We start from the raw sequence: 24,763 nt of genomic DNA, 5'->3' as shown, positions 1-24,763 counted from the left end.
CAACACCGAAGGTGTTTTTAGAGAGATTTTCAGCGACGTTCCAAGATTGGTTCTGATGGCTTCACGGAAGTGAGGCGGTTGGAATGAAACAGAATTTGCCTGGCGGCAATAGCGCGGTGGTCCCACCTGACCCCATGCCGAACTCAGAAGTGAAACGCCGTAGCGCCGATGGTAGTGTGGGGTCTCCCCATGCGAGAGTAGGACACTGCCAGGCATCAAACAAAGCTGAAAGCCCTGAACTGACGTTCAGGGCTTTTTGCTATGCGTAAAACGCAAAAAAGCGCAGCTACGCTGCGCCTTTCAACCACTCGACAATAAAGTCGGCGATGCTTTCCGGTTGATTGAGATCCAGCTGCTTAGCCGAAATGGATAGCGGTCGATCGCTGGCTACCGCGACGACAAACTGATCCAGCATGTCTTCCAACGGCCTGCCGATCTCGGCCCGATAAAGCAGGATCTTGCTGACCGGCTCATGTTTGAACCCTTCCACCAGAATCAAGTCGACCTTATCGGCGTCAAAGCGCCCAGCCAGATAGCGCAGATCCAAAGGTTGTTGCTCCGGCGTTTCGGTCATTAATGCCCAGCGACGATCGCTGGCGACCAGCGTTTGCTCGGCGCCTGCTTTACGCAGCTCATAGCTGTCTTTACCCGGCGTATCCACATCCATGTCGTGATGCGTATGTTTGATCAGTCCAATCCTTACCTGGCGTTGTTTCAGCAACGGGATCAGCTGTTTGAGCAGGGTCGTTTTCCCCGTTCCGCTGTAGGCGCCGATGGCCAGCAAGGGAGGCAATGAACGATTCATTTTTTGAGCTCTCGCGTTTGTTGCCAATTCAGGCAGTCAGCCGGCGTATTCAGGTTATGAAATGCCGCTTGCTGCCCGTTGAACACTACGCGTTGTGCGCCAATTTGATGCAAGAACAGCATCAGCTTGCGTTCACCGCGCGCCAGATAGTCGGCCAGCTGCGGCGCTATTTGGCTATGCAGTAACGCCAGCGTGGGGTGATCTCGTTCACCATCGCTGGCAAAGGCCGCCTGCGCCGCGCCTTTTTGCTGCCATAGCTGAGCGACTAAGTCGGCGGGAAAGTCGGGGACATCACAAGGGACGAAGACCACCCATTCGCTGGGAGCCTGTTTGAGCCCGGCCAGCATGCCTGCCAGCGGCCCGGCGAAATCGGGCGTCAGATCGCCAATCACCGGCAAACCGCTCGCCTGGTAACGTGCCTGATTGCGATTGGCGCTGATGGCGACGGAAGCCACCTGCGGGCGTAACCGAGCCAATACGTGTTGATAGAGTGCGATCCCGCCAATCGACACCAGGCCTTTGTCTTCACCGCCCATGCGCGTGGCCCGTCCGCCGGCCAAAATGACGCCGCTGATTTCTTTATGCATCTCGTTTATCCCGCCTTGTCGATGCGCTGATTGTAGCGCTAAAGCCGGCGCGACATCAGGATTTACCTTTATTGACAAGCCGGTTCTTTCACTGCGTGGGTAAGCCTGTTACTTTGTGAGTTTATTCATGCTATTGGACGATATTGAGATGAAAACGCATCGCGTAAACGAGTTGATCGAGCTGTTGCACCCGGCCTGGCAGGAAGATCCCGATCTCAATTTGATGCAGTTTTTGCAAAAGCTGGCGAAGGAAGCGGGCTTCCAGGGCGAGTTGTCCGAGTTGAGCGACGATATTCTTATTTACCATCTGAAAATGCGCGGCAGCGCCGGCACAGATCAGATCCCGGGCCTGAAGAAAGATTACGAAGAAGATTTTAAAACGGCGTTGCTGCGTGCTCGCGGCGTTATCAAGGATTGATCCTCGTGCGGTGCGAGAAAGCATAGCGCGTGAAATGCGCCATTAATGCTACTATTTCTCATTCCCGGCACCGTGCTGTCAGCGATCAAACGAACGTTATGAATAACTCAGCTTTTAATTTCGACACCCTGTCGCCCGATTTGATCATGGACGCGCTAGAAGGGATTGGCGTGCGCGTCGATTCCGGCCTGACGGCGCTGAACAGCTATGAGAACCGCGTCTATCAGTTTATGGACGAGGATCGTCGACGCTACGTGGTGAAGTTTTACCGACCGGAGCGCTGGAGCGCCGCACAAATCGGTGAGGAACATCAGTTCGCTCTGGATCTGGCCGGCGCGGAGATCCCGGCGGTGGCGCCGTTGGCGCTGCAAGGTGCTACGCTGCATACGCACGGCGGTTTTTTCTTTGCCCTGTTCCCCAGCGTGGGGGGCCGGCAATACGAGATAGACAATCTGGAGCAGTTGGAATGGGTAGGCCGTTTTCTGGGGCGTATCCATCAGGTCGGCGGCGAGCGTTTGTTTGCCGAGCGTCCAACCATGGGGATTGAAGAGTATCTTGTTGCCCCGCGTCAGGCGCTGGCCAATTGCGAGCTGTTGCCGGCGGCTCAGCGTGATGCCTTTCTGCAGGCGACGGATAACCTGATTGCGGCGATCAAGCCACACTGGAATCTGAACTGGCAGCCGCGGCGTTTGCACGGCGATTGCCATCCGGGCAATATTCTGTGGCGCGATGGCCCGCTGTTCGTCGATCTTGATGACGCGCGCAACGGCCCTGCGGTTCAGGATCTGTGGATGCTGTTGCACGGCGAACGTCGCGACCAACTGATGCAGCTGGACGTTTTGCTGGAGGCGTACGGCGAATTTGCCGAGTTCGATCAGCGCGAGCTGGCGTTAATTGAGCCACTGCGGGCGATGCGTATGGTGTATTACCTGGCCTGGGTCGCTCGCCGTTGGCAGGATCCGGCCTTCCCTAAGAGTTTTCCGTGGATGGCGGAGTCTGATTTCTGGTTATCTCAGACTGCGGCGTTTAATGAACAGGTTAAGCTGTTGCAGGAGCCTCCTCTGCAGCTGACGCCAATGTATTGAAGCTTTAACACAATGGAGAGTTTAGTCTTATGAAAAAAATATGGTTGGCGCTCGTTGGCATGGTGATGGCATTCAGCGCCTCGGCGGCACAGTTTAGCGATGGCACTCAGTACGTGACCCTGGACAAGCCGGTGACCGGTGAGCCGCAGGTGCTGGAGTTCTTCTCCTTTTACTGCCCACACTGCTACCAGTTTGAGCAGGTCTATCACGTGTCCGAGAACGTAAAAAAAGCGTTGCCTGCCGGCACCAAAATGACCAAGTACCACGTGGAGTTCCTGGGGCCGTTGGGCAAACAGCTGACTCAGGCGTGGGCGGTCGCGATGGCGCTGGGCGTGGAAGACAAAGTAAGCCCGCTGATGTTTGAAGCGGTGCAGAAAACCCAGACCGTGCAAACGCCGGACGATATCCGTAACGTCTTCGTGAAAGCGGGCGTAACCGCCGCAGATTATGACGCGGCCTGGAACAGCTTCGTGGTGAAATCTCTGGTGGTTCAACAGGAGAAAGCCGCAGAAGATCTGCAGCTGCGCGGCGTGCCGGCGGTATTCGTCAACGGCAAATACATGGTTAAAAACGATGGCCTGGACACCAGCTCGATGGACGCTTACGTGAAGCAGTTCGCCGATGTGGTTAAATTCCTCAGCCAGCAGAAATAAGCCTGATTCAACATGAAAAACGCCGGCATCGCCGGCGTTTTTTTATCCGTATTGCCGCTTCAATTTATCCAGCAACCGGTCTTTTTCCTGCCACAGCGTATTCAGCCACAGCTGGAAGCGCCGCTTGAACTGTTTATCGTTGAAATAATCACCGTGCAGGGTTTCATCGATCGGTAGCGTCTCTATTCTCACCACGATACGCGTCAGGCGGCCGCACAGCATATCCAGAAAGGGCCGCTGGTTATTTTCCGGATAAAGCAGGGTGACGTTCAACACTTTGTCGAACTGATTGCCCAGCGCGCTAAGGGTAAACGCGATGCCGGCAGCTTTGGGCGCCAGCAAATTGCGATAAGGTGAATTGCTTTTAATTTTCTTGGCTTCGGTGAAGCGTGAGCCTTCGACGAAATTGACGATGGTGGTTGGGCGCTGGCGGAATTTTTCGCAGGAACGGCGCGTCGTTTCGATATCCTTGCCGCGTTTTTCCGGGTGCTTGAGCAAATAGGCGCGGGAGTAACGCTTCATGAATGGCATGTCCAGCGCCCAGCAGGCCAGGCCGACAAACGGCACCCAGGCGAGCTGCTGTTTGAGGAAATACTTATTCATTGGAATATGATTTCTGAACAGCACGCATAACACGACAATGTCTGACCAACTTTCGTGGTTGCTGATCAGCAGATACCAGTTTTTGCGATCCAACCCTTCCAGCCCTTCAATATCCCAACGCAATTGCCCGTTAATGCGCAATAACAGCGCCAGCCCTTGGCACCAACACCACATCATGAAATCGGCGAAAGCCGAGATATATCGCCAAACGGCGGGAATGGGCACCACGAGTTTCACGATGCCGGCCAGCGTGATGGGGATGGAGCATAACACCGTCACCAGAATGGTAAGTATGACGGAAATGATAAAGATAACAGGCGTTAACAATCTTGGCATGATTATGGGCTGACGGTTGGTGGGAACATCGTTGCATGCCAAAGCGCATGAACAAAAACGCATTTTAACAGAAATCGCCGGGGTAAAGCGCCGCTTAAAATCACTGTTTTTCGTCTCATCGGATAACCATTTGCTGAGTTTTCGTGCAACTTGTCCAGCTTGTGCTATGGTAATTGAGGCGCCGAATTTGATTAATAGTGCGATTAAAATCCGGCGAAAGTTATATCCACAAATCCAATGAAAGCCAATAATTAAGCGTCGCCGGAATTCGTTCTTTTAACGCGGTGATTTAAATAGGAATTTTATTCGCCGTTATAACGATAATCGCAGCGTTATAATTCGGTCTCTTTTCTATGCACAAAGTTATCCACAGGTAAGATCTTGCGGATCCTCGCGCACAATCACATCATTTTCGTCCGCAATGCACGCTAAGGTTCGTCTCCGGCGGCCAGCTATGGCATGCTTACCCCTATGTCCGATCACGATAAAGAAACGCTATGGCCCAGATTGCAGAAAACCCACTAATCCTGGTTGACGGTTCCTCTTACCTCTACCGCGCTTATCACGCCTTCCCGCCGCTGACCAATTCGGCGGGCGAGCCGACCGGCGCGATGTACGGCGTGCTGAATATGCTGCGCAGTCTGCTGTTGCAGTATCAACCGAGCCACGTTGCCGTGGTGTTTGATGCCAAAGGGAAGACCTTCCGCGATGATCTGTTCGCTGAATACAAGTCGCACCGGCCGCCGATGCCGGACGATCTGCGCGCGCAGATCGAGCCGCTGCACAACATGGTCAAGGCGATGGGCCTGCCGCTGTTGGTGACGCCCGGCGTAGAGGCGGATGACGTCATCGGTACGCTGGCGCTGGAGGCTGAAAAGGCCGGCCACGCGGTGCTGATCAGCACCGGCGACAAAGACATGGCGCAGCTGGTGACGCCGAACGTCACCCTGATCAACACCATGAACAACACGATCCTCGGCCCGCAGGAAGTGTGCGACAAATACGGCATTCCGCCGGAGCTGATCATCGACTTCCTGGCGCTGATGGGCGATTCATCGGACAACATTCCCGGCGTGCCGGGCGTGGGCGAGAAAACCGCCCAGGCGTTGCTGCAGGGTATCGGCGGCCTGGATGCGCTGTACGGCAATCTGGATAACATCGCCACGCTGAGCTTCCGCGGTGCCAAAACCATGGCGGCCAAGCTGGAACAGAATAAAGAGGTCGCGTACCTCTCCTATAAGCTGGCGACGATCAAAACCGACGTCGAGCTGGATCTGACCTGTGCGGACCTGACGGTCTCCGCGCCGGATGTCGACACGCTGCAACAGCTGTTCAAACAGTACGAGTTCAAACGCTGGCTGGCGGACGTAGAAGCCGGCGTCTGGTTGGAAAACAAGAAAGGCGCGGGTGCGAAAGCTGCCGGCGCCGCCAAACCAGCCGTAGCCGCGGAAGCGCCGAAAGCGCTGGCGGAGGCCAAGCTGTCTCAGGACGGTTATGTCACCATCCTGGACGAAGCGACCTTTACCGACTGGCTGGCGCGGTTGAAAAAAGCCGACGTGTTTGCCTTCGATACCGAAACCGATGGCCTGGATACCCTGACCGCCAATCTGATCGGCCTGTCCTTTGCGATCGCGCCGGGCGAAGCGGCTTATTTGCCGGTGGCACACGATTATCTGGATGCGCCGGCGCAGCTGGATCGCGCTTACGTGCTGGAGGCGCTCAAGCCGCTGCTGGAAGACGAGAAAGCGCTCAAGGTCGGGCAAAATCTGAAGTTCGACATGAGCCTGCTGGCGCGTTACGGCATCGAGATGCGCGGCATCGCCTACGACACCATGCTGGAGTCCTATGTGCTGGACAGCGTCGGCGGCCGTCATGATATGGACAGCCTGGCCGATCGTTATCTTGGCCACAAAACCATCACCTTCGAAGAGATCGCCGGCAAGGGCAAGAACCAGCTGACGTTCAATCAGATCGCGCTTGAGCAGGCGGCGCCATACGCTGCCGAAGACGCCGATGTCACGCTGCAGCTGCATCTGGCGATGTGGCCGCAGCTGAAACAGAGCGCGGAACTGCTGACGGTGTTCAACGAGATTGAAATGCCGCTGCTGCCGGTGCTGTCGCATATTGAACGCACCGGGGTGCTGATCGATCCGGCCATTTTATCGGCCCACTCCCAGGAGCTGGCCAAGCGTCTGGCTGAGCTGGAGGCGCAGGCCCACGAGCTGGCGGAAGAGCCGTTCAACCTGGCGTCGACCAAGCAGCTGCAGGCTATCTTGTACGAAAAACAAAAGCTGCCGGTGCTGAAGAAAACTCCGGGCGGGGCGCCATCCACCAACGAAGAAGTGCTGGCCGAGCTGGCGCTCGACTACCCGCTGCCGAAGGTGATTCTGGAATACCGCGGTTTGGCGAAGCTGAAGACCACCTATACCGACAAGCTGCCGCTGATGATCAATCCGGTCAGCGGGCGGGTGCATACCTCGTATCATCAGGCGGTGACCGCCACCGGCCGTCTCTCCTCGAGCGATCCGAACCTGCAGAACATCCCGGTGCGCAACGAAGAAGGGCGGCGCATTCGCCAGGCCTTTATTGCGCCGGAAGGCTACCGCATTGTCGCGGCCGACTACTCGCAGATCGAGCTGCGCATCATGGCGCATCTGTCTCAGGATGAAGGGCTGCTGAAGGCCTTCGCCGAAGGGAAAGACATTCACCGCGCCACGGCGTCGGAAGTTTTCGGCGTGCCGTTGGATAAAGTGACCGGCGAGCAGCGCCGCAGCGCCAAGGCGATTAACTTTGGTTTGATTTACGGCATGAGCGCCTTCGGCCTGGCGCGTCAGCTGGGGATCCCGCGTGGGGAAGCCCAGCGCTATATGGATCTCTACTTCGAACGTTACCCGGGCGTGCTGGATTACATGGAGCGCACCCGTCAGCAGGCTTCCGAGCAGGGCTATGTCAGCACGCTGGACGGCCGCCGTCTGTATCTGCCGGACGTACGCTCCAGCAACGCCATGCGCCGCAAGGCGGCCGAGCGCGCCGCCATCAACGCCCCGATGCAGGGCACGGCGGCCGATATCATCAAGCGTGCGATGATCGAGGTCGACGCCTGGCTGCAGGGGCAGGAGAAGCCGTTGGTGCGCGCGATCATGCAGGTGCACGATGAATTGGTGTTCGAGGTGCACGAGTCGGTGATCGACGAAGCCAGCCAACGTATCCGCCAACTGATGGAAGGCAGCATGACGCTGGCGGTGCCGCTGAAGGTCGATGTGGGCGTCGGCATGAACTGGGATGAGGCGCACTGATCGCCGGGTTATCGCCGTATGCGCTAACTGGCGAGAAGCTAAGCACTTTTCGTAATTAAGCTACAAGATGCGGCGATAGTTTCCCCAACTTCGCCGTTCTTGCGTCTCAAATTGTGTAAGTAAACTACAAAAAATTCTTTTGCCCTGCGAAAAAATGATGTAGAGTTACAGGCGTAGGGTACAGAGGTAAGATGTTCTATCTTTCAGACCTTTTACTTCACGTAATCGGATTTGGCTGAATATTTAGCCGCCCCAGTCAGTATTGACTGGGGCGTTTTTTATTGTAAAAACAGCAGCAAACCATACGTTTTTCCTATCGCTCAGCCCCGACTTTCATTTCAACTTCCGCTCCCTCAATCCGCGTAATTCGGCGAAACAAGCCCGTTTTGGCGATAAGTCTTTATGATGGCTTTATTTCAAAAATGTAATTAGATAACGAAAAATCCCGCCTGCGGCCGATCTGCGGGCATAAAAAAGCCGATGCGGCGAGGCATCGGCTCAAACGTGCGATCAGGGCCTATTCGCCGATGTCTTCTTCCGGCAGCACTTCCGGCGGGATCTCGTTAAACCAGGTGTCCAGCTTCTGGCGCAGCTTGTCGACGCCGATCTTTTTCAGCGATGAGAAGGCTTCGACCTGGATATCCCCCATAAACGGCAGCACCGCTTCACGCACCATGTTGAGCTGCGCCTTGCGTGCGCCGGAGGCCAGCTTGTCGGCCTTGGTCAGCAACACCAGTACCGGCGTGCCGACGTCGACCGCCCACTGGATCATCTGTTGGTCGAGATCTTTCAGCGGATGGCGGATATCCATCAGCACCACCAGCCCTTTCAGGCTGTTGCGCATCTGCAGGTATTCGCCCAGCGCGCGTTGCCATTTGCGCTTCATTTCTTCCGGCACTTCGGCGTAGCCATAACCCGGCAGGTCGACCAGACGAATGCCGTCTTCCACTTCGAACAGGTTAATCAGCTGGGTGCGCCCCGGCGTCTTACTGGTGCGCGCCAGGCTTTTTTGGTTGGTCAGCGTATTCAGCGCGCTGGATTTACCGGCGTTGGAACGGCCGGCAAAGGCGACTTCAATTCCTGCATCCCCCGGAAGATGGCGAATATCGGGTGCGCTGGTGACGAAATGGGTCACATGATAGTTGTAGTTCTTGCTGGTCAAAATTTTTCGTCTCCGTGAGGATGGCTAACTGGTTGGCGATTATAACTGCATCAGCGGTAAAAATGGCGTGTTTCTCCGTTTTTAAGCGGCGGGGCGCGATAAAACGACGGTTAAGCCGCTCGTACGTTGTGAGACATTTGCCATTCGAATCGCGGGTAATGTCGCTTTATTCGAAAGCGATATTTATTTTTCTTTTTTAAAAACAATGTGTTGTTTTTTCGTTGTGTGGAAATGTCAGTCAAATCGGCCTCTGGTGCCTTGAGCCTTCGCAACAATAACGTAAAGTACTCGTTAACGCAGGGTTGCGCAGGATTAGGGAACATCCGGGAAGGATGACAAATCTCAGGGAATGCACAGGGCGTGCAATGAGTGCCAGGATGAACGCAAAAGGAAGTGACCCTTTCGCACCGGAATAGGCGGCAGGCACATCGGATGGTGAAGTATCGGCAGTTTGGATGCCCGCAGGAAGCGCGCTCGGGAAGAGCGGATGCGAATGGATTGCGCCACGGACGATTTTCCTTTCAGGATGAAGGACGTAGTGGCAGGGAATGCGGTTATAGCAGAAGGAAAAACCGGGATGTTGCATGTACGCAAGGAGCGCGTAACAGGAATACCCTTCGCAAGAAGGTGCGAAATAGGCGGCAGGTTTAACCTGCCGCCTTTTTCTTTGTCCGCTTTCTGCTAGATTCCGCCGCAATTCTATACTGAATCTACATACCTAAGAGCACACGCTATGAACCAGCCATCAAAAGCACCTCGCGGCAGCGCGGCGAAGTCAAAAACGAAAAAGAAAAGCCGTATGGAGCTCGATCAGGAAGCGCGTGAGCGCAAACGCCTGAAAAAACGCCGCGGTCACGCTTCCGGTTCACGCACTCAGGTCGAGTCCGGCAGCCAGAAAAACAAATCGGCGGCGGAAGCCAAAGATCCGCGTATCGGCAGTAAAGTGCCGGTTGCGCTGGTGGTCGACGAAACCAAAGTGAAGGCCAAACCGCAGCCGAAGCCAAAGGCTGAAGCAAAACCGCGCCTGTCGCCGGAAGAAGAGCTGGCGAAGCTGGAAAATGACGAACGTCTGAACGCGCTGCTGGATCGCATCGACGATGGCGAAACGCTGAACGCGCAAGAGCAGGCGTATGTCGACAAGACGCTGGATCGCATCGATGTGCTGATGGACGTGCTGGGCATCGAGCTGGGCGATGAAGACGACGAGGAAGAAGAAGAGAAGCAGGAAGATATTCTGAAGCTGCTGAAAGGCGGCAACCCGAAGGACGCTTTTTAACGCGCCATGTGGCTGATCCCGACAATAGCCCTACTCTTGATGTGTTATCTGCTGTGGTTATTCGGTAAACTATGGCGGCTGTCTAAGCGCAAAGCGCGTTTTCGCAGCGCTTCCGTGGCCAGACAGCGCAGACAACCGCCTCTCTCCCGGCCCGGTAGAAAAAGATATCGGAAGGAGTGAGCATGTCAGAGCAGACGATTGTCTGGGATTTGGCCCTGATCCAAAAATATAACTACTCAGGGCCGCGTTATACCTCATACCCCACGGCGCTGGAGTTTAACCAGCGCTACGACGAAGCGGCGTTTCAACGCGCCGCGGCGCGCTACCCTGAGCGCCCGCTGTCGCTGTACGTGCATATCCCTTTCTGCCATAAGCTGTGCTACTTCTGCGGCTGCAACAAACTGGTGACGCGTCAGACGCACAAGGCCGATGAATACCTGAATGTCCTGGCGCAAGAGATCGCCAGCCGTGCGCCGCTGTTCGCCGGCCGCAAGGTTGGCCAGATGCACTGGGGCGGCGGTACGCCAACCTACCTGGACAAGGCGCAAATCAGCCGGCTGGTGGCGCTGCTGCGCGAACATTTTGATTTTCTGCCCGATGCGGAGATGTCGATCGAAGTCGATCCGCGCGAGATAGCGCTGGATGTGCTCGATCATTTACGCGCCGAAGGCTTTAACCGCCTGAGCATGGGGGTGCAGGATTTCAACAAGCAGGTGCAGGCGTTGGTCAACCGCGAGCAGGATGAAGCCTTTATCTTCGCCCTGATCGAGCGGGCCAAAGTGCTGGGCTTCCGCTCGACCAATATCGATCTGATCTACGGCCTGCCGAAACAGACGCCGGAAAGCTTCGCCTTCACGCTGCAGCGGGTGGCTGAACTGAATCCCGATCGCCTCAGCGTGTTCAACTACGCGCATATGCCGAATTTATTCGCCGCCCAGCGCAAAATCAAAGACGCCGATCTGCCCAGCGCGCAGCAGAAGCTGGATATCCTGCAGCAGAGCATCGCGTTCCTGACTGACGCCGGCTATCAGTTTATCGGCATGGATCACTTTGCACGCCCGGACGATGAGCTGGCGATTGCGCAACGCGAAGGCAAGCTGCACCGCAATTTCCAGGGCTACACCACCCAGGGCGACAGCGATCTGCTGGGGTTGGGCGTGTCGGCCATCAGCATGCTTGGCGACAGCTATGCGCAGAACCAGAAAGAGCTGAAGCGTTACTATGAGAGCGTACCGGCGCAGGGCAACGCCCTGTGGCGCGGGTTGGCGCTGACGGACGACGATTGCCTGCGGCGCGATCTGATCAAAACGTTGATCTGCAACTTCCGGTTGGCGTATCAGCCGCTTGAACGGCAATACGGCATCGATTTCACCGCTTACTTCGCCGAAGACCTGCAGCTGCTGGCGCCGTTTGAACGCGATGGGCTGGTGGAGCGCGACGAGCAAGGCATTCGCGTCACGCCGCGCGGGCGGTTGCTGATCCGCAATATCTGCATGTGCTTCGACCGTTATCTGCGGCAACAGGCGCGCAGCCAGCAGTTCTCTCGGGTGATCTGAGGATGAAAAAACAGCCGCTGATGCGGCTGTTTTTTTAACTGAAGAAGTTAATCAGCGCGGCGCACAACACCGCGGCGACCGCCGCCTGCGGGGTGTGGCTGGCGGCGGAGCCCAGCTCCGCGCCCTGAGAAATGAATACGATGAATGAGTCCAGCATCGTCAACCTCCAGAGTGTGCGACACGATCATACTGCGCCCGCACCGGCTGTAAAGTCTGCGGTTGGCGTTTTTTTGTGCGCTGGGCTGCGTTTTTTATCATCAACCTCAGCGCCTATTCCATGCCCAGTTCTTTGAGCTTGCGGGTCAGGGTATTGCGCCCCCAGCCCAGCAGGCGTGCGGCTTCCTGTTTGTGCCCCTGGGTGTGACGCAAGGCGGTGGTGAGCAGTGTACGCTCCATCTCCGGCTGCGCTTCCGACAGCAGATTTTGATGACCGGAACGCAGCGCGCGATCGGCCCACTGCGCCAGCAGCGTGGCCCAGCTGTCCGGCAGGCTGTGGCTGGGGCTCTCCGGTGCGGCGGTTTCGAACAGTTCGCTCGGCAGATCCTGAATCAGCACCTCTTGCCCGGCGGCCATCACCGTCAGCCAGCGGCAGGTATTCTCCAGCTGGCGCACGTTCCCCGGCCAAGGCAGGCGGGTCAGCGCGGTTTCTGTTTCCGGATGCAGGTTCTTGGCCTCTACGCCCAGCTCCTTGGCGGCGATCTGCAGGAAGTGGCGCGCCAGCCGCGGGATGTCTTCCCGACGCTCGCGCAGCGGCGGCAGGTGTACGCGGATCACGTTCAGGCGGTGGAACAGATCCTCGCGGAACTTGCCTTCCTGTACCCGCAATTCCAGGTTCTGGTGCGTGGCGGCGATGATGCGCACGTCGACCTTCACCGGCGCATAGCCGCCGACCCGGTAAAACTGGCCGTCCGCCAGCACCCGCAGCAGACGCGTTTGCACGTCGAGCGGCATATCGCCGATCTCGTCGAGGAACAGCGTGCCGCCGTCGGCCTGTTCAAAGCGTCCCTGACGGATTTGGTTCGCGCCGGTGAAGGCGCCTTTCTCGTGGCCGAACAGCTCGGACTCGATCAGATCCTTGGGAATAGCGGCCATGTTCAGGGCGATGAACGGCGACTTGGCGCGCGGGCTGTGGCGGTGCAGCGCATGCGCCACCAGTTCCTTGCCGGTGCCGGATTCGCCGTTGATCAGCACGCTGATCGACGAACGTGACAGCCGGCCGATGATGCGAAACACGTCCTGCATCGCCGGCGCTTCGCCGATGATGTCCGCTGCCGGATCGCTGGCCGGCTGGCTGCGCACCGGCTGCTGCTGCTCTTGATAATGGCTGATGGCGCGCTCGACCAGCGCCACCGCTTCGTCGATGTCGAACGGTTTCGGCAGGTAGTCGAAGGCCCCTTGCTGATAGGCGCTGACGGCCGCGTCCAAATCCGAATGCGCGGTCATGATGATCACCGGCAGCATCGGGTGGCGCTGTTTGATCTGCTTGAGCAGCGCCAGACCATCGATGCCCGGCATGCGGATATCGGACAGCAACACGTCGGGAGTTTGCGTGGCCAAGGCTTCCAGCACGTCATTGCCGCCTTCGAAGGTGGCGCAGCTCATGCCCGCGCCGGTGAGCGCGCGCTCAAGCACCCAGCGGATGGAGCTATCGTCATCGACGATCCAGACTATCCCTCGTTGCATTGCAAACCTCACTGACGAATGGGCAGGTAGACCGAGAATTCGGTATGACCTGGCCAACTGTTGAACTCAATTTTTCCGCAATGCTGATCGATCAGATTGCGGGCGATGGATAATCCCAGGCCGGTACCGCCTTCACGGCCGCTGACCATCGGGTAGAACAGCGTGTCCTGCAGCTGCGCCGGCACGCCGGGGCCGTCGTCTTCGACATCGATACGCGCCGCCAGGCGATAGCGGGTGCCGTGCAACGTTATCTGAAACGCGGTGCGGGTGCGCAGCGTAATGGTGCCGCCCGCCTCGCCCAAGGCCTGCAGCGCATTGCGGGTGATGTTCAGCAGCACCTGTTCTATCTGATCCGGGTCGTGGGCCATTTCCGGCAGGCTCGGATCGTAGTCGCGCACCAGCGTGACGTTATCCGGCATTTCCAGCGACACCAGCTGGCAGACGCGCTCCGCGACCTGATGAATGCTCTGGGTGATGTGCTGACCGGGGCGCTGCGGCCCGAGCAGGCGATCCACCAGATTGCGCAGCCGATCGGCCTGCTCGATGATCACCTTGGTGTATTCGGTCAGAGCCGGATCGGGCAGCGCTTTAGCCAGCAGCTGCGCCGCGCCGCGCAGGCCGCCCAGCGGGTTTTTAATCTCGTGCGCCAAACCGCGTACCAGATCGCGGGCGGCCACCTGTTGGGCATGCTGTAGCTGTTCCTGGCTCAGGCGGCGCTGATTGTCCATCGGCGCCAGCTCGACCAGGATATAGCCTTCCGGCAGCGCCTGAGCGGTCAGGGAAAGAATATGCGCGCGGCCATCGACCACCAGGGTCACTTCGTTGTCGGTGAAGCCCTGACCGGCGCGCAGGCTTTCACGCATCAGAGAGACGTTCAGCGAAAAATAGCCGAGCAGGTCGGGCAGCGGCGTGCCGAACAGCTTGCGGGAGCTTTGCGCCAGCAGCTGCTGTGCCGCAGGGTTGGCGTAGTGAACCGCCAGTGAGTCATCCAACAGCAGGATGCTGTTGATGAGTGAATTGAGGATCTGCCCAGCATCGGGCAGCTTGCCAGTTGCCATACAGCAGACTCCTGCACCTTTTTAGTGCATCTATCCTACTCCATCCGGGATCGGCGCGGTATGGAATAGTTTTGCAGAAAATACGGTGGAGAAAAAAACCCATCCGAAGATGGGCTGAAAGTTTCCACGGCAACAAAAAAGCGATAACAAAAATTGTGGGCGCCGTCCGCCTTTGCAGACGGCGCGGGTAGGGCTTAGACGCTGTAGTACAGTTCGAACTCGACCGGGTGTGGCGTCATGCGAACGCGGTCCATTTCTTCTTTGCGCAGTTCGATGTAGGCATCGATCGCATCGTCGGTGAATACGCCGCCGCGGGTCAGGAACTCGCGGTCTTCGTTCAGCGCGGCCATCGCTTCGTCCAGCGAGCCGGCCACTTTTGGGATCTCGGCTTCTTCTTCCGGCGGCAGGTCGTACAGGTTTTTGTCCATGGCGTCGCCAGGGTGGATCTTGTTGATGATGCCGTCCAGGCCGGCCATCAGCAGTGCGGCGAAGCACAGGTATGGGTTAGCCGCCGGATCCGGGAAGCGGGCTTCGATGCGGCGCGCTTTCGGGCTGGCGACCACCGGGATACGGATGGACGCAGAGCGGTTACGGGCGGAGTAGGCCAGCATCACCGGCGCTTCGTAGCCCGGCACCAGACGTTTGTACGAGTTGGTGGTCGGGTTTGCCAACGCGTTGATCGCCTTGGCGTGCTTGATGATGCCGCCGATGTAGAACAGCGCGGTTTCAGACAGGCCGCCGTATTTGTCGCCGGCGAACAGGTTGGTGCCGTTCTTGGACAGCGACATGTGGCAGTGCATGCCGGAACCGTTGTCGCCGAACATGGGTTTCGGCATGAAGGTCGCGGTTTTACCGAAGGCGTGCGCCACGTTGTGCACCACGTACTTGTAGATCTGAATTTCGTCGGCTTTCTTGGTCATGGTGTTGAAGCGGGTCGCCACTTCGTTCTGACCGGCGGTCGCCACTTCGTGGTGGTGCGCTTCAACCACCAGGCCCATCTCTTCCATGGTCAGACACATGGTGGAACGCAGATCCTGCGAAGAGTCGACCGGTGGAACCGGGAAATAACCGCCTTTCACCGCCGGACGGTGGCCTTTGTTGCCGCCGTCGTATTGAGTGCCGGAGTTCCAGGCACCTTCGATGTCGTCGATGGCCACGTGGGAACCGCGGATGCTGCTGCCGAAGCGGATGTCGTCGAACAGGAAGAACTCAGGCTCTGGCCCGAACAGCACGGTGTCCGCGATGCCGGAGGAGCGCAGGAAGTCTTCGGCGCGTTTGGAGATGGAGCGCGGGTCGCGATCGTAGCCTTGCATGGTGCCCGGCTCGAGAATGTCGCAGCGAATGATCAGCGTAGGTTCTTCGAAGAACGGATCCAGAACCGCCGTGCTGGCATCCGGCATCAGCACCATGTCAGATTCGTTGATGCCCTTCCAACCACCGATAGAGGAGCCGTCAAACATTTTGCCTTCTTCGAAGAAGTCGGCGTTTACCTGATGAGCCGGGATAGTCACGTGCTGTTCCTTACCCTTGGTGTCAGTGAAACGCAGGTCTACGAATTTCACTTCATGCTCATTCAGCATCGTCAAAACGTGTTCAGCGGACATACTTAACTCTCCCGGTTTATCATTGTCGTCGTCGTGGAACGAATCTGTGGAACTGGCTTTTTTTCGCCTTGAAAAGACTAAAGCGAAAAGCGTGCCAACTTTTTAAAAAGGCTTTCATCGCCTTTCTGCGCGGGTTTTACCCAGACACAGTATGCACCATCAGCGATAATTTGCACCATTGTGGTGCAATAAGGGTGGGCGTGGGCACTGAAATGGTGCAAAAGTGCAACGATTGCGGCTTTTTGCACCGTGAAAGGGATCACAAACTGACCGGTACGCGGTTGTTTATAAGAGATGGTTGTGATCTTGTTTAGTCCCTCGCTTAATACGTGTACAATAGCGCGCTATTTCTAATGCCCGAGGCAAAGCTGTGATCGAAAATTTGCGTAACATCGCCATTATTGCCCACGTTGACCATGGTAAAACCACCCTGGTTGACAAGCTGCTGCAACAATCCGGTACTTTCGGAGAGCGTGCGGAAGCCACCGAACGCGTAATGGACTCCAACGATTTGGAGAAAGAGCGTGGGATTACCATCCTCGCAAAAAACACCGCCATTAATTGGAATGGTTACCGCATCAACATCGTGGATACCCCAGGACACGCCGACTTCGGCGGTGAGGTAGAGCGCGTGATGTCGATGGTTGACTCGGTGCTGCTGGTTGTGGATGCAATGGATGGCCCTATGCCGCAAACCCGCTTCGTGACCAAAAAGGCGTTCGCCAACGGTCTGAAGCCGATCGTGGTAATCAACAAGGTTGACCGCCCTGGCGCGCGCCCTGACTGGGTTGTGGATCAGGTGTTCGACCTGTTCGTGAACCTCGACGCGACCGACGAGCAGCTCGACTTCCCGATCATCTACGCTTCTGCGCTGAACGGCATCGCCGGCGTCGACCACACCGACATGGCAGAAGACATGACCCCGCTGTATCAGGCGATCGTCGACCACGTGTCTGCGCCGCAGGTTGAGCTGGAAGCGCCATTCCAGATGCAGATCTCCCAGTTGGACTACAACAACTACCTGGGCGTTATCGGCATCGGCCGCATCAAGCGCGGTAAAGTGAAGCCGAACCAGCAGGTCACCATCATCGACAGCGAAGGTAAAACTCGCAACGGTAAAGTGGGTAAAGTGCTGGGTCACCTGGGTCTGGAGCGTATCGACAGCACCCTGGCGGAAGCGGGCGACATCATCGCCATCACCGGCCTGGGCGAGCTGAACATCTCCGACACCATCTGCGACACCAACGCCGTAGAAGCGCTGCCGGCGCTGTCCGTCGACGAACCGACCGTAACCATGTTCTTCAACGTCAACACCTCGCCGTTCTGCGGTAAAGAAGGTAAGTACGTGACGTCGCGTCAGATCCTTGACCGTCTGAACAAAGAACTGGTGCACAACGTGGCGCTGCGCGTTGAAGAAACCGACGATGCTGACGCCTTCCGCGTATCCGGTCGTGGCGAGCTGCACCTGTCGGTGCTGATCGAAAACATGCGCCGTGAAGGTTTCGAGCTGGCGGTTTCCCGTCCGAAAGTTATCTTCCGCGAAATCGATGGCCGTAAGCAGGAGCCATTCGAGAACGTGACGCTGGATATCGAAGAGCAGCATCAGGGTTCCGTGATGCAGGCGATGGGTGAGCGTAAAGCCGACCTGAAAAACATGGATCCGGACGGTAAGGGCCGCGTACGTCTCGACTACGTGATCCCAAGCCGCGGTCTGATCGGCTTCCGTAACGAATTCATGACCATGACTTCGGGTACCGGTCTGCTGTACTCCACCTTCAGCCACTACGACGACGTGCGTCCGGGCGAAGTGGGCCAGCGTCAGAACGGCGTGCTGATCTCCAACGGCCAGGGCAAAGCGGTCGCGTTCGCGCTGTTCGGCCTGCAGGATCGCGGCAAGCTGTTCCTGGGCCACGGTGCGGAAGTGTATGAAGGCCAGATCATCGGTATTCACTCACGTTCCAACGACCTGACCGTAAACTGCCTGACCGGTAAGAAGCTGACCAACATGCGTGCTTCCGGTACCGACGAAGCGACTACCCTGGTTCCGGCCATCAAAATGACCCTGGAGCAAGCTCTGGAGTTCATCGATGACGACGAACTGGTAGAAGTGACGCCAACCTCGATCCGTATCCGTAAGCGTCACCTGACGGAAAACGATCGTAAGCGTGCCAGCCGCGGTCCAAAAGACGCTTAATCGCTGATTGAGTGTCTCATGCTTAGGGCGCGGCTCTCGCGCCCTGAGTTTTTTCCTCTGTTGTTCCCCGTTTGTGCGGCGCGCTATGCGCTTTTCCGTTCGCTCCCTGTTCAGCTGTTCCTTTTCCCGCTACAGTGAAATCTCACCGGCCCATCAGGAGAGGACTATGCTGTATATCTTTGATTTAGGTAATGTGATCGTCGATATCGATTTCAAGCGTGTGCTGGGCGTGTGGAGCAATTTGAGCGGCACGCCGTTGGCGGTGTTGTCCGATCGTTTCACCATGGGTGAGGTGTTCCAGCAGCATGAGCGCGGTGAAATCAGCGATGAAGACTTCGCCGGCAAACTGTGCGATGAAATGGGCATCGCGCTCAGCTTTGAGCAGTTCGCCACCGGTTGGCAGGCGGTATTCGTCGCGCTGCGCCCGGAGGTGATCGACATCATGCAGCGCCTGCGCAACGAAGGTCACCGGGTGGTGGTGCTGTCGAACACCAACCGTCTGCACTGCAATTACTGGCCGCAGCACTATCCTGAAGTGGCCGCCGCCGCCGATCATCTCTATTTGTCGCAAGATCTCGGCATGCGCAAACCTGAAGCTGACATCTACCGGCATGTGCTGGCTGCGGAAAACACCGCCGCCGCCGACGTGGTGTTCTTTGACGATCACCCGGCGAACGTCCTCGCCGCGCAGGCGCTGGGGATCAAGACGGTGCACGTCACCGATCGCGACGTGGTGCCGGCCTATTTTGCTCAATGAGCGCAGGGCGCGTTAAGCTTAAGGCGTATCAACGGACATCAAGGAGTGACCATGTCGTTTTTCCGCCGCAAGAAGCTGCCTTCTGCGATTAAGCCAAGCGTCACCTTCGGACGGCTGCTGTACCAACGCATCGACCACGATGGCCTGACGATGTTGGCGGGCCATCTCGCCTACGTTTCCCTGCTGTCGCTGGTGCCGCTGGTCACCGTGGTGTTCGCGCTGTTCGCCGCTTTCCCGATGTTTTCCGACATCAGCGAACAGCTGAAGAGCTTCATCTTTTCCAATTTCGTGCCAGCCGCCGGCAACGTGATCCAGAACTACCTGGAACAGTTCGTCGCCAATTCCAACAAGATGACCGCCGTCGGCACCTGCGGGCTGATCGTTACCGCGTTGCTGTTGATCTCCTCGGTGGACAGCGTGCTGAACACCATCTGGCGCAGCAAGAACAAACGGCCGATCGTCTTCTCCTTCGCCGTGTACTGGATGGTGCTGACGCTGGGGCCGCTGCTGGTGGGCGCCAGCATGGCCATCAGTTCCTACCTGCTGTCGCTCAACTGGCTGGCGCAGACCGGCGTCAACGGCCTGGTGGATCAGGTGCTGCGCATCTTTCCGCTGATTTTGTCGTGCATCTCCTTCTGGCTGCTGTATTGCATCGTGCCGACGGTGCGCGTGCCGCCCAAAGACGCGCTGATTGGCGCGGTGGTGGCCGGATTGCTGTTCGAGCTGGGTAAGAAGGGATTCGCGCTGTACGTCACCATGTTCCCCTCCTATCAGCTGATTTACGGCGTGCTGGCGGTGATCCCGATTTTATTCCTGTGGGTCTACTGGAGCTGGTGTATCGTGTTACTCGGCGCGGAAATCACCGTGACCATCGGCGAATACCGCGACTACCGCCGGCAGAAGGCGGAGCAACAGGAACAAAAACCAGAAGGGCAGCAGGAATGATTGCGTTGATTCAACGGGTGTTAAACGCCAGCGTCACGGTAGGTGGCGAGACGGTAGGCAAGATTGGCCCCGGTTTGTTAGTGTTATTGGGCGTGGAGCAGGGCGATAACGAGCAAAAAGCGCAGCGCCTGTGCGAACGCGTGTTGGGATACCGCATTTTCGGCGACGAGAACGACAAGATGAATCTCAACGTCCAGCAGGCCGGGGGCAGCGTGCTGGTCGTCTCGCAGTTCACCCTGGCGGCGGACACCCAGAAGGGCATGCGGCCCAGCTTCTCGCGCGGCGCCGCGCCTTTGGTCGCCGATCGGTTGTATCAATATTTTGTTGGCCAGTGCCGCGAACGCGGCGTAGAGACCCAGACCGGCGAGTTCGCCGCCGACATGCAGGTGGCGCTGGTCAACGATGGTCCGGTGACATTCTGGCTACAGGTCTAAGCATTCGGAGAACAGGCGTCTATGTATCACCTACGAGTACCCGTAACAGAGCAAGAACTGAAGGAGTATTACCAGTTTCGCTGGGAAATGCTGCGCAAGCCGCTGCACCAGCCGGTGGGTTCGGAAAAGGATGCCTATGACGCCATGGCCCATCACCAAATGGTGGTGGACGAGGCCGGTAAAATCGTCGCCATCGGGCGGCTGTACATCAATGCCGACAACGAGGCGGCGATCCGTTTTCTGGCGGTAGATCCGACGCTGCAGGATAAAGGGCTGGGGACGCTGGTGGCGATGACGCTGGAGTCGGTCGCGCGGCAGGAAGGCGTGAAGCGGGTGGTGTGCAGCGCCCGTGAAGACGCGGTGGATTTCTTCGCCAAACTGGGCTTCGTCAATCAGGGCGAGATCACCGCGCCGCAGACCACCCCGATCCGTCATTTTTTGATGATCAAACCGGTGGCGACGCTGGACGATATCCTGCATCGCCCCGACTGGTGCGGCCAATTGCAGCAGGCCTGGTATGAACACATCCCGCTGAGCGAAAAGATGGGCGTGCGCATCAGCCAATACACCGGCCAGCGCTTCGTCACCACCATGCCGGAGATCGGCAACCAGAATCCGCACCATACGCTGTTTGCCGGCAGCCTGTTCTCACTGGCGACGCTGACCGCCTGGGGGCTGATTTGGCTGCTGCTGCGCGAGCGACATCTGGGCGGCACCATCATTCTGGCGGATGCGCACATTCGCTACAGCAAACCGATTACCGGCAGGCCGCGGGCGGTGGCGGATCTCGGCTCGCTGAGCGGCGATTTGGCGCGTCTGGCGCGCGGCCGCCGCGCGCGCGTACACGCCGAAGTGCATCTGTTCGGTGACGAGGACAAGGGCGCAGTGTTCGAAGGCACCTATATGGTGTTGCCGGCCGAGCCGGATGTGCCGTTGGATCAGGGCGGCTCTGAAGCGCTGGAGGAGTAAGGCGGCGGCCCTGCCCTGAGGGCGGGCCGCGCAGTGCACTACGGCAGTTGTTGGTTCACCGCTTGGCCGTCGCCGGCGGTGGCCTGCAGATTGCCTTTCAATGAGGCCTTGAACGGCCCATCGCTGTTCAGCAGCCCTTTCAACTGCAGCTCAAGGTTGCCGTCACCCGTCAGCGGCACCGGCTGCCATCCCCATTGCTGCAAGGTGTTGATCGGTACCGAACGGCCGTGCAGCGTCAGCTGGAACGGCTTGCCCGGCAGCTGATCGACGGTCGCTTTGGCCTCAAGCAACCCATTGGGCATAAAGGCGCTGAGCTCGGTGACGGCGATCTGGTTGGCGTCGGCGTTCAGCGCCAGCGAAGGGCGCCGCACGTCGATTTTGTTGAAGGTGGCCTCGCTGCCGTTCAGGTTCAGCGAACCGGACCAAATGCCCCACTGGTGGTCGCGCGCCAGCAGCAGGTTGCTGCCGTAACCGTCCAGCGCGGTGATCTGGAACGGGAATGCCGGGTTGATATCGATAATCAGATTGCGGTTGGTGGTCAGCTTGGTGACGTACACCTCCGCCATCCAGTCCGGCAGCGGTTTCAGCCACAGCTCGCGCCAGTCGATAGGCAGGGTGTACTCCAGCGCCGCCATGGCCACTTCATCCAGCTGCAGGCGTTTGCCGGCGCGCAGCCAGTTGCCGGAGGTGCGTAGCAGCCCGCCTTCCCAGCGGGTGGTGAACTGCTGAATGGCGATGCCGGCGGAAGAGAGCCGCAGGGTGGCGATCGGATCGATCAGGTGGAAACCGCCGTTGACCACGTCGCCGGCGTTGAAGTTGAGCGAGCCGTCTTCACTGCGCCAGTCGCCTTTTTCGACGCTGACGTTTTGCAGCGACAGGTCGAGATCGTTAACCGCCCACGCCTTGCCTTCCAGGCGCGCATCGATCAGATCGAAACGCTTGAGGGTGACCGGCGGTAGAGCGGTGAAGCGCCGCATGAATTCCGCCAACGTCATCGGGGTCTGCATGCGCACGCCGCTCAGCCGCAGGCGATCCACCTGCCAGCTGCCGTCGGTGGCGCGGCTGGCCACGCCGGTCAGGTCGCCCTGCGCCAGATCGGCGCCGAAGTTGTTCAACAGCAACTGGCCCTGTTTTTGCTCCCCCTGCACCAACACCTTCGAGGCGGGGATGCCGTTCAGCGTCATCGAACCGGCGCTGAACTGGAACTGGTTGTTGTCCCCCAGCAGATGGCCGGCCAGCGGGCGCCACGGCGTGATGCCGGCATTGACCTGCTGTGCGTTGAGCTGCCACTCGCTATCGTTGGACTGCAGCGCCATGTTGCTCAGTTGCAGCACGTCGGCCTGTACGGGCAGCGCAACAGCCTGTGGCTGCACGTTCAGCGTGCCGTCGCGCAGCGTGACGCTGTAAAAATAGCGCGGTTCGGTGATTTGGCGCAGGCTGAGGCCGAGATCGACGCGTTTGGCGACCAGCGCCTGAGGTTGGCCGCTGCGCGCCAGCTGCACGTCTTCCAGACCGATCTGGCCCGGCTGATTCCACGAGTGGGTGATTTTTCCTATCGACAGGCGGTATTCGCTGTTGTCGCTGATCCAGGCGCTCAGACGGCCTGCCGCCCAGCGGGTTTGCCCCACCAGATACAGCACCACCACCGCCAGCACGATCAGCAGCAGCAACGTCAGCAACAGCTTTCCGATAAATTTCATCGTCTACATCCGCATCGGTCAAAAAAGATACCCTGTTTATGCCGCAATTGGCCGGGCATCTCAAGGGCAATGGTCTGATAGACAATAAAAAACGGCCGCAAGCGGCCGTTTGAACGCCAATGGGCGGGTTACTTTTTCTCGTGTTCCTGCGGGAACACCAGGTTCAGCACGATGGCGGTAATGCCGCCGGTGGCGATACCGGAAGAGAGCAGGGTTTTCAGCCAGTCCGGCGCGAACTGCAGGATCAGCGGCTGCTGGGAGACGCCCATGCCGACGGCCAGCGACAGCGCCATGATCATGATGGCGCGCCGGTTCAGGCGTTCGCGCGACACGATGCGCACGCCGGAGGCGGCGATGGTGCCGAACATCACGATGGTCGCGCCGCCCAGTACCGGCTCGGGGATGTGCTGCACGAAGCCGGCCACCGCCGGGAACAGCCCCAGCGCGATCAGCATCAGCGCCACCACGAAGCCGACGTAGCGGCTGGCGACGCCGGTCAGCTGGATCACGCCGTTGTTCTGGCCGAAGCAGGAGTTGGGGAAGGTGTTGAACACCGCCGACAGCATCGAGTTCAGGCCGTTGGCCAGTACGCCACCTTTCAGACGCTTCATGTACAGCGGCCCGCTAACTGGTTGTTCGGAGACGTCAGAGGTGGCGGTGATGTCGCCGATGGTTTCCAGCGAGGTGACCATAAAGATCAGCATCAGCGGCAGCAACAGGTTCCAGTCGAAGCCCAGGCCGTAATAGAGCGGCGTTGGAATGGTAATCGCCGCCGTCGGCGCCGCCGGAGCGTCGGCGGGCAGCATGTCCATCGCCCAGGCCAGCAGGTAGCCGACCGCCATGGCGATCACCAGCGAAGCGACGCGCAGGTAAGGGTTGCGCTGGCGGTTCAGCAGGATGATGACCGCCAGCACCGCGCCGGCCAGCAGCAGGTTTTTCGGCGAGCCAAAGCTGTGGTCGTTCATCGCGGCATAGCCGCCGCCGATCGAGGTCAGGCCGACCTGAATCAGCGACAGGCCGATGATCATCACCACGATGCCGGAAACCAGCGGGGTGATGATGCGGCGCGCCAGATGCAGCACGCGCGACAGCAAAATTTCGGTGCAGGAGGCGACCATCAGGGTGCCGAACAGCGCGGCCATCATGGTCGGCACGTCGGCGCCGCCGTTTTTCAGCGCCAGGCCGCCCATGATCAATGGCGAAACGAAGTTGAAGCTGGTGCCCTGAATCGACAGCAGCCCGGAGCCCACCGGCCCCCAGGTTTTGATTTGCAGAATGGAAGCCAGACCGGAAGCGAACAGCGACATGCTGATGATGTGTTGGGTATCCTGCGCCGGCAGACCCAGCGCCTGGCAGATCAACAGCGCCGGAGTGATCACCGCAACGAACATCGCCAACAGGTGCTGGCCGGCGGCAAACAGCGTTTGTGGCAGCGGCGGGCGGTCTTCGAGGCGATAAATCAGTTCGCTGGCGCGGGGTTCAGAGGCGGTTTGGCGTGCGGCATCAAGCTCGGAGGATGACATGCTCATGGTGTGGCGTTTCCAGATACGGCAAAGCAGGCATTTTAATGCGCCGCCCCGCAAAAGCAAACGGTTGCGCCTAAATATTATGTTGCCGACTTTCCCGTTTATGTCGCATTTTC

Annotated in this window: 21 protein-coding genes and 1 rRNA gene; 12 read left to right on the top strand and 10 right to left on the bottom strand. The window is 58.4% G+C overall.

Annotated elements, in window-relative coordinates:
* Positions 1-98 precede the first annotated feature (98 nt).
* Positions 99-214, top strand: a 5S ribosomal RNA gene (gene rrf, locus ACMGG9_RS23380).
* A 72-nt stretch (positions 215-286) separates the two neighbouring features.
* On the opposite strand, the gene mobB is transcribed toward rrf, so the two are convergent.
* Both mobB and mobA read right to left on the bottom strand, forming a co-directional pair.
* Positions 287-805 (bottom strand): molybdopterin-guanine dinucleotide biosynthesis protein MobB, encoded by a 519-nt coding sequence (mobB, locus tag ACMGG9_RS23375; RefSeq protein ID WP_033652270.1) that lies wholly within the window; start codon positions 803-805, stop codon positions 287-289.
* Positions 802-1,392 (bottom strand): molybdenum cofactor guanylyltransferase MobA, encoded by a 591-nt coding sequence (gene mobA / locus ACMGG9_RS23370; RefSeq protein ID WP_147881324.1) that lies wholly within the window; start codon positions 1,390-1,392, stop codon positions 802-804. The genes mobB and mobA overlap by 4 nt, the downstream gene beginning before the upstream one ends.
* A 148-nt stretch (positions 1,393-1,540) precedes the next feature.
* Here mobA and ACMGG9_RS23365 point away from each other — a divergent pair, with 148 nt between their 5' ends.
* The 3 genes from ACMGG9_RS23365 to dsbA all read left to right on the top strand — a co-directional run bounded on the left by ACMGG9_RS23365 (position 1,541) and on the right by dsbA (position 3,548).
* A complete protein-coding gene (locus tag ACMGG9_RS23365; RefSeq protein ID WP_004931268.1) occupies positions 1,541-1,810 on the top strand; it encodes a YihD family protein in 270 nt (89 codons plus the stop codon).
* A gap of 98 nt (positions 1,811-1,908) precedes the next feature.
* Positions 1,909-2,895, top strand: a complete 987-nt coding sequence (locus ACMGG9_RS23360; RefSeq protein ID WP_147881325.1) for a serine/threonine protein kinase — start codon at positions 1,909-1,911, stop codon at positions 2,893-2,895.
* Between the two features lie 29 nt (positions 2,896-2,924).
* Positions 2,925-3,548 carry a thiol:disulfide interchange protein DsbA gene (gene dsbA / locus ACMGG9_RS23355; RefSeq protein ID WP_025304721.1) on the top strand — a complete coding sequence of 208 codons (624 nt, stop codon included), beginning with the start codon at positions 2,925-2,927 and terminating at the stop codon, positions 3,546-3,548.
* A gap of 42 nt (positions 3,549-3,590) precedes the next feature.
* On the opposite strand, the gene ACMGG9_RS23350 is transcribed toward dsbA, so the two are convergent.
* Positions 3,591-4,487, bottom strand: a complete 897-nt coding sequence (locus ACMGG9_RS23350) for an acyltransferase (RefSeq protein WP_033645170.1) — start codon at positions 4,485-4,487, stop codon at positions 3,591-3,593.
* Positions 4,488-4,984: 497 nt separating this feature from the next.
* Between ACMGG9_RS23350 and polA the strand changes: the two genes are divergently transcribed.
* Positions 4,985-7,783, top strand: coding sequence for a DNA polymerase I (gene polA, locus ACMGG9_RS23345; RefSeq protein WP_108682217.1), 2,799 nt, complete (start codon positions 4,985-4,987; stop codon positions 7,781-7,783).
* A gap of 517 nt (positions 7,784-8,300) precedes the next feature.
* On the opposite strand, the gene yihA is transcribed toward polA, so the two are convergent.
* Positions 8,301-8,945, bottom strand: a complete 645-nt coding sequence (gene yihA / locus ACMGG9_RS23340) for a ribosome biogenesis GTP-binding protein YihA/YsxC (RefSeq protein WP_004931258.1) — start codon at positions 8,943-8,945, stop codon at positions 8,301-8,303.
* Between the two features lie 733 nt (positions 8,946-9,678).
* Between yihA and yihI the strand changes: the two genes are divergently transcribed.
* Complete coding sequence (gene yihI / locus ACMGG9_RS23335) at positions 9,679-10,221, top strand: Der GTPase-activating protein YihI (RefSeq protein ID WP_015379455.1); 543 nt, start codon at positions 9,679-9,681, stop codon at positions 10,219-10,221.
* 182 nt (positions 10,222-10,403) lie between these two features.
* On the top strand, positions 10,404-11,777 hold the full coding sequence (hemN, locus tag ACMGG9_RS23330; protein ID WP_033645172.1) for an oxygen-independent coproporphyrinogen III oxidase: 1,374 nt from the start codon (positions 10,404-10,406) through the stop codon (positions 11,775-11,777).
* Positions 11,778-11,811: 34 nt separating this feature from the next.
* On the opposite strand, the gene ACMGG9_RS23325 is transcribed toward hemN, so the two are convergent.
* The 4 genes from ACMGG9_RS23325 to glnA all read right to left on the bottom strand — a co-directional run bounded on the left by ACMGG9_RS23325 (position 11,812) and on the right by glnA (position 16,122).
* Positions 11,812-11,934: a YshB family small membrane protein gene (locus tag ACMGG9_RS23325; RefSeq protein WP_015379453.1), complete on the bottom strand. Its 123-nt coding sequence runs from the start codon at positions 11,932-11,934 to the stop codon at positions 11,812-11,814.
* A 113-nt stretch (positions 11,935-12,047) separates the two neighbouring features.
* Complete coding sequence (glnG, locus tag ACMGG9_RS23320) at positions 12,048-13,460, bottom strand: nitrogen regulation protein NR(I) (protein WP_033652266.1); 1,413 nt, start codon at positions 13,458-13,460, stop codon at positions 12,048-12,050.
* A gap of 8 nt (positions 13,461-13,468) precedes the next feature.
* Entirely contained in the window at positions 13,469-14,518 is a 1,050-nt protein-coding gene (gene glnL / locus ACMGG9_RS23315; protein WP_004931246.1) for a nitrogen regulation protein NR(II), read from the bottom strand.
* Between the two features lie 194 nt (positions 14,519-14,712).
* Positions 14,713-16,122: a glutamate--ammonia ligase gene (gene glnA / locus ACMGG9_RS23310; RefSeq protein WP_033645173.1), complete on the bottom strand. Its 1,410-nt coding sequence runs from the start codon at positions 16,120-16,122 to the stop codon at positions 14,713-14,715.
* A 370-nt stretch (positions 16,123-16,492) separates the two neighbouring features.
* On the opposite strand from glnA, the gene typA reads away from it, so the two are divergent.
* The 5 genes from typA to fabY all read left to right on the top strand — a co-directional run bounded on the left by typA (position 16,493) and on the right by fabY (position 21,421).
* A complete protein-coding gene (typA, locus tag ACMGG9_RS23305; protein WP_004931243.1) occupies positions 16,493-18,316 on the top strand; it encodes a ribosome-dependent GTPase TypA in 1,824 nt (607 codons plus the stop codon).
* 166 nt (positions 18,317-18,482) lie between these two features.
* Entirely contained in the window at positions 18,483-19,073 is a 591-nt protein-coding gene (gene yihX, locus ACMGG9_RS23300; RefSeq protein ID WP_033652265.1) for a glucose-1-phosphatase, read from the top strand.
* 51 nt (positions 19,074-19,124) lie between these two features.
* On the top strand, positions 19,125-20,018 hold the full coding sequence (locus tag ACMGG9_RS23295) for a virulence factor BrkB family protein (protein ID WP_025304713.1): 894 nt from the start codon (positions 19,125-19,127) through the stop codon (positions 20,016-20,018).
* Entirely contained in the window at positions 20,015-20,452 is a 438-nt protein-coding gene (gene dtd, locus ACMGG9_RS23290; protein WP_016929644.1) for a D-aminoacyl-tRNA deacylase, read from the top strand. Before ACMGG9_RS23295 ends, dtd begins: the two co-directional genes overlap by 4 nt.
* Positions 20,453-20,473: 21 nt before the next feature.
* Entirely contained in the window at positions 20,474-21,421 is a 948-nt protein-coding gene (gene fabY, locus ACMGG9_RS23285; protein ID WP_004931235.1) for a fatty acid biosynthesis protein FabY, read from the top strand.
* Positions 21,422-21,459: 38 nt separating this feature from the next.
* On the opposite strand, the gene ACMGG9_RS23280 is transcribed toward fabY, so the two are convergent.
* Complete coding sequence (locus ACMGG9_RS23280; protein ID WP_414161751.1) at positions 21,460-23,121, bottom strand: AsmA family protein; 1,662 nt, start codon at positions 23,119-23,121, stop codon at positions 21,460-21,462.
* A gap of 128 nt (positions 23,122-23,249) precedes the next feature.
* On the bottom strand, positions 23,250-24,650 hold the full coding sequence (locus tag ACMGG9_RS23275) for a nucleobase:cation symporter-2 family protein (protein ID WP_414161750.1): 1,401 nt from the start codon (positions 24,648-24,650) through the stop codon (positions 23,250-23,252).
* Between the last annotated feature and the right edge of the window lie 113 nt (positions 24,651-24,763).

It is taken from the genome of Serratia sp. BNK-10 (assembly GCF_047456065.1).
Taxonomy (GTDB): Bacteria; Pseudomonadota; Gammaproteobacteria; order Enterobacterales; family Enterobacteriaceae; genus Serratia; species Serratia ureilytica.
This window is presented reverse-complemented; position numbering and strand designations above follow the sequence as displayed.

What these genes read in the sequence shown, in the direction of transcription:
- mobB (WP_033652270.1), bottom strand. Translation starts at nt 805, where the DNA reads ATGAATCGTTCATTGCCTCCCTTGCTGGCCATCGGCGCCTACAGCGGA.
- mobA (WP_147881324.1), bottom strand. Translation starts at nt 1,392, where the DNA reads ATGCATAAAGAAATCAGCGGCGTCATTTTGGCCGGCGGACGGGCCACG.
- ACMGG9_RS23365 (WP_004931268.1), top strand. Translation starts at nt 1,541, where the DNA reads ATGAAAACGCATCGCGTAAACGAGTTGATCGAGCTGTTGCACCCGGCC.
- ACMGG9_RS23360 (WP_147881325.1), top strand. Translation starts at nt 1,909, where the DNA reads ATGAATAACTCAGCTTTTAATTTCGACACCCTGTCGCCCGATTTGATC.
- dsbA (WP_025304721.1), top strand. Translation starts at nt 2,925, where the DNA reads ATGAAAAAAATATGGTTGGCGCTCGTTGGCATGGTGATGGCATTCAGC.
- ACMGG9_RS23350 (WP_033645170.1), bottom strand. Translation starts at nt 4,487, where the DNA reads ATGCCAAGATTGTTAACGCCTGTTATCTTTATCATTTCCGTCATACTT.
- polA (WP_108682217.1), top strand. Translation starts at nt 4,985, where the DNA reads ATGGCCCAGATTGCAGAAAACCCACTAATCCTGGTTGACGGTTCCTCT.
- yihI (WP_015379455.1), top strand. Translation starts at nt 9,679, where the DNA reads ATGAACCAGCCATCAAAAGCACCTCGCGGCAGCGCGGCGAAGTCAAAA.
- hemN (WP_033645172.1), top strand. Translation starts at nt 10,404, where the DNA reads ATGTCAGAGCAGACGATTGTCTGGGATTTGGCCCTGATCCAAAAATAT.
- ACMGG9_RS23325 (WP_015379453.1), bottom strand. Translation starts at nt 11,934, where the DNA reads ATGCTGGACTCATTCATCGTATTCATTTCTCAGGGCGCGGAGCTGGGC.
- glnG (WP_033652266.1), bottom strand. Translation starts at nt 13,460, where the DNA reads ATGCAACGAGGGATAGTCTGGATCGTCGATGACGATAGCTCCATCCGC.
- glnL (WP_004931246.1), bottom strand. Translation starts at nt 14,518, where the DNA reads ATGGCAACTGGCAAGCTGCCCGATGCTGGGCAGATCCTCAATTCACTC.
- glnA (WP_033645173.1), bottom strand. Translation starts at nt 16,122, where the DNA reads ATGTCCGCTGAACACGTTTTGACGATGCTGAATGAGCATGAAGTGAAA.
- yihX (WP_033652265.1), top strand. Translation starts at nt 18,483, where the DNA reads ATGCTGTATATCTTTGATTTAGGTAATGTGATCGTCGATATCGATTTC.
- ACMGG9_RS23295 (WP_025304713.1), top strand. Translation starts at nt 19,125, where the DNA reads ATGTCGTTTTTCCGCCGCAAGAAGCTGCCTTCTGCGATTAAGCCAAGC.
- dtd (WP_016929644.1), top strand. Translation starts at nt 20,015, where the DNA reads ATGATTGCGTTGATTCAACGGGTGTTAAACGCCAGCGTCACGGTAGGT.
- fabY (WP_004931235.1), top strand. Translation starts at nt 20,474, where the DNA reads ATGTATCACCTACGAGTACCCGTAACAGAGCAAGAACTGAAGGAGTAT.
- ACMGG9_RS23280 (WP_414161751.1), bottom strand. Translation starts at nt 23,121, where the DNA reads ATGAAATTTATCGGAAAGCTGTTGCTGACGTTGCTGCTGCTGATCGTG.
- ACMGG9_RS23275 (WP_414161750.1), bottom strand. Translation starts at nt 24,650, where the DNA reads ATGAGCATGTCATCCTCCGAGCTTGATGCCGCACGCCAAACCGCCTCT.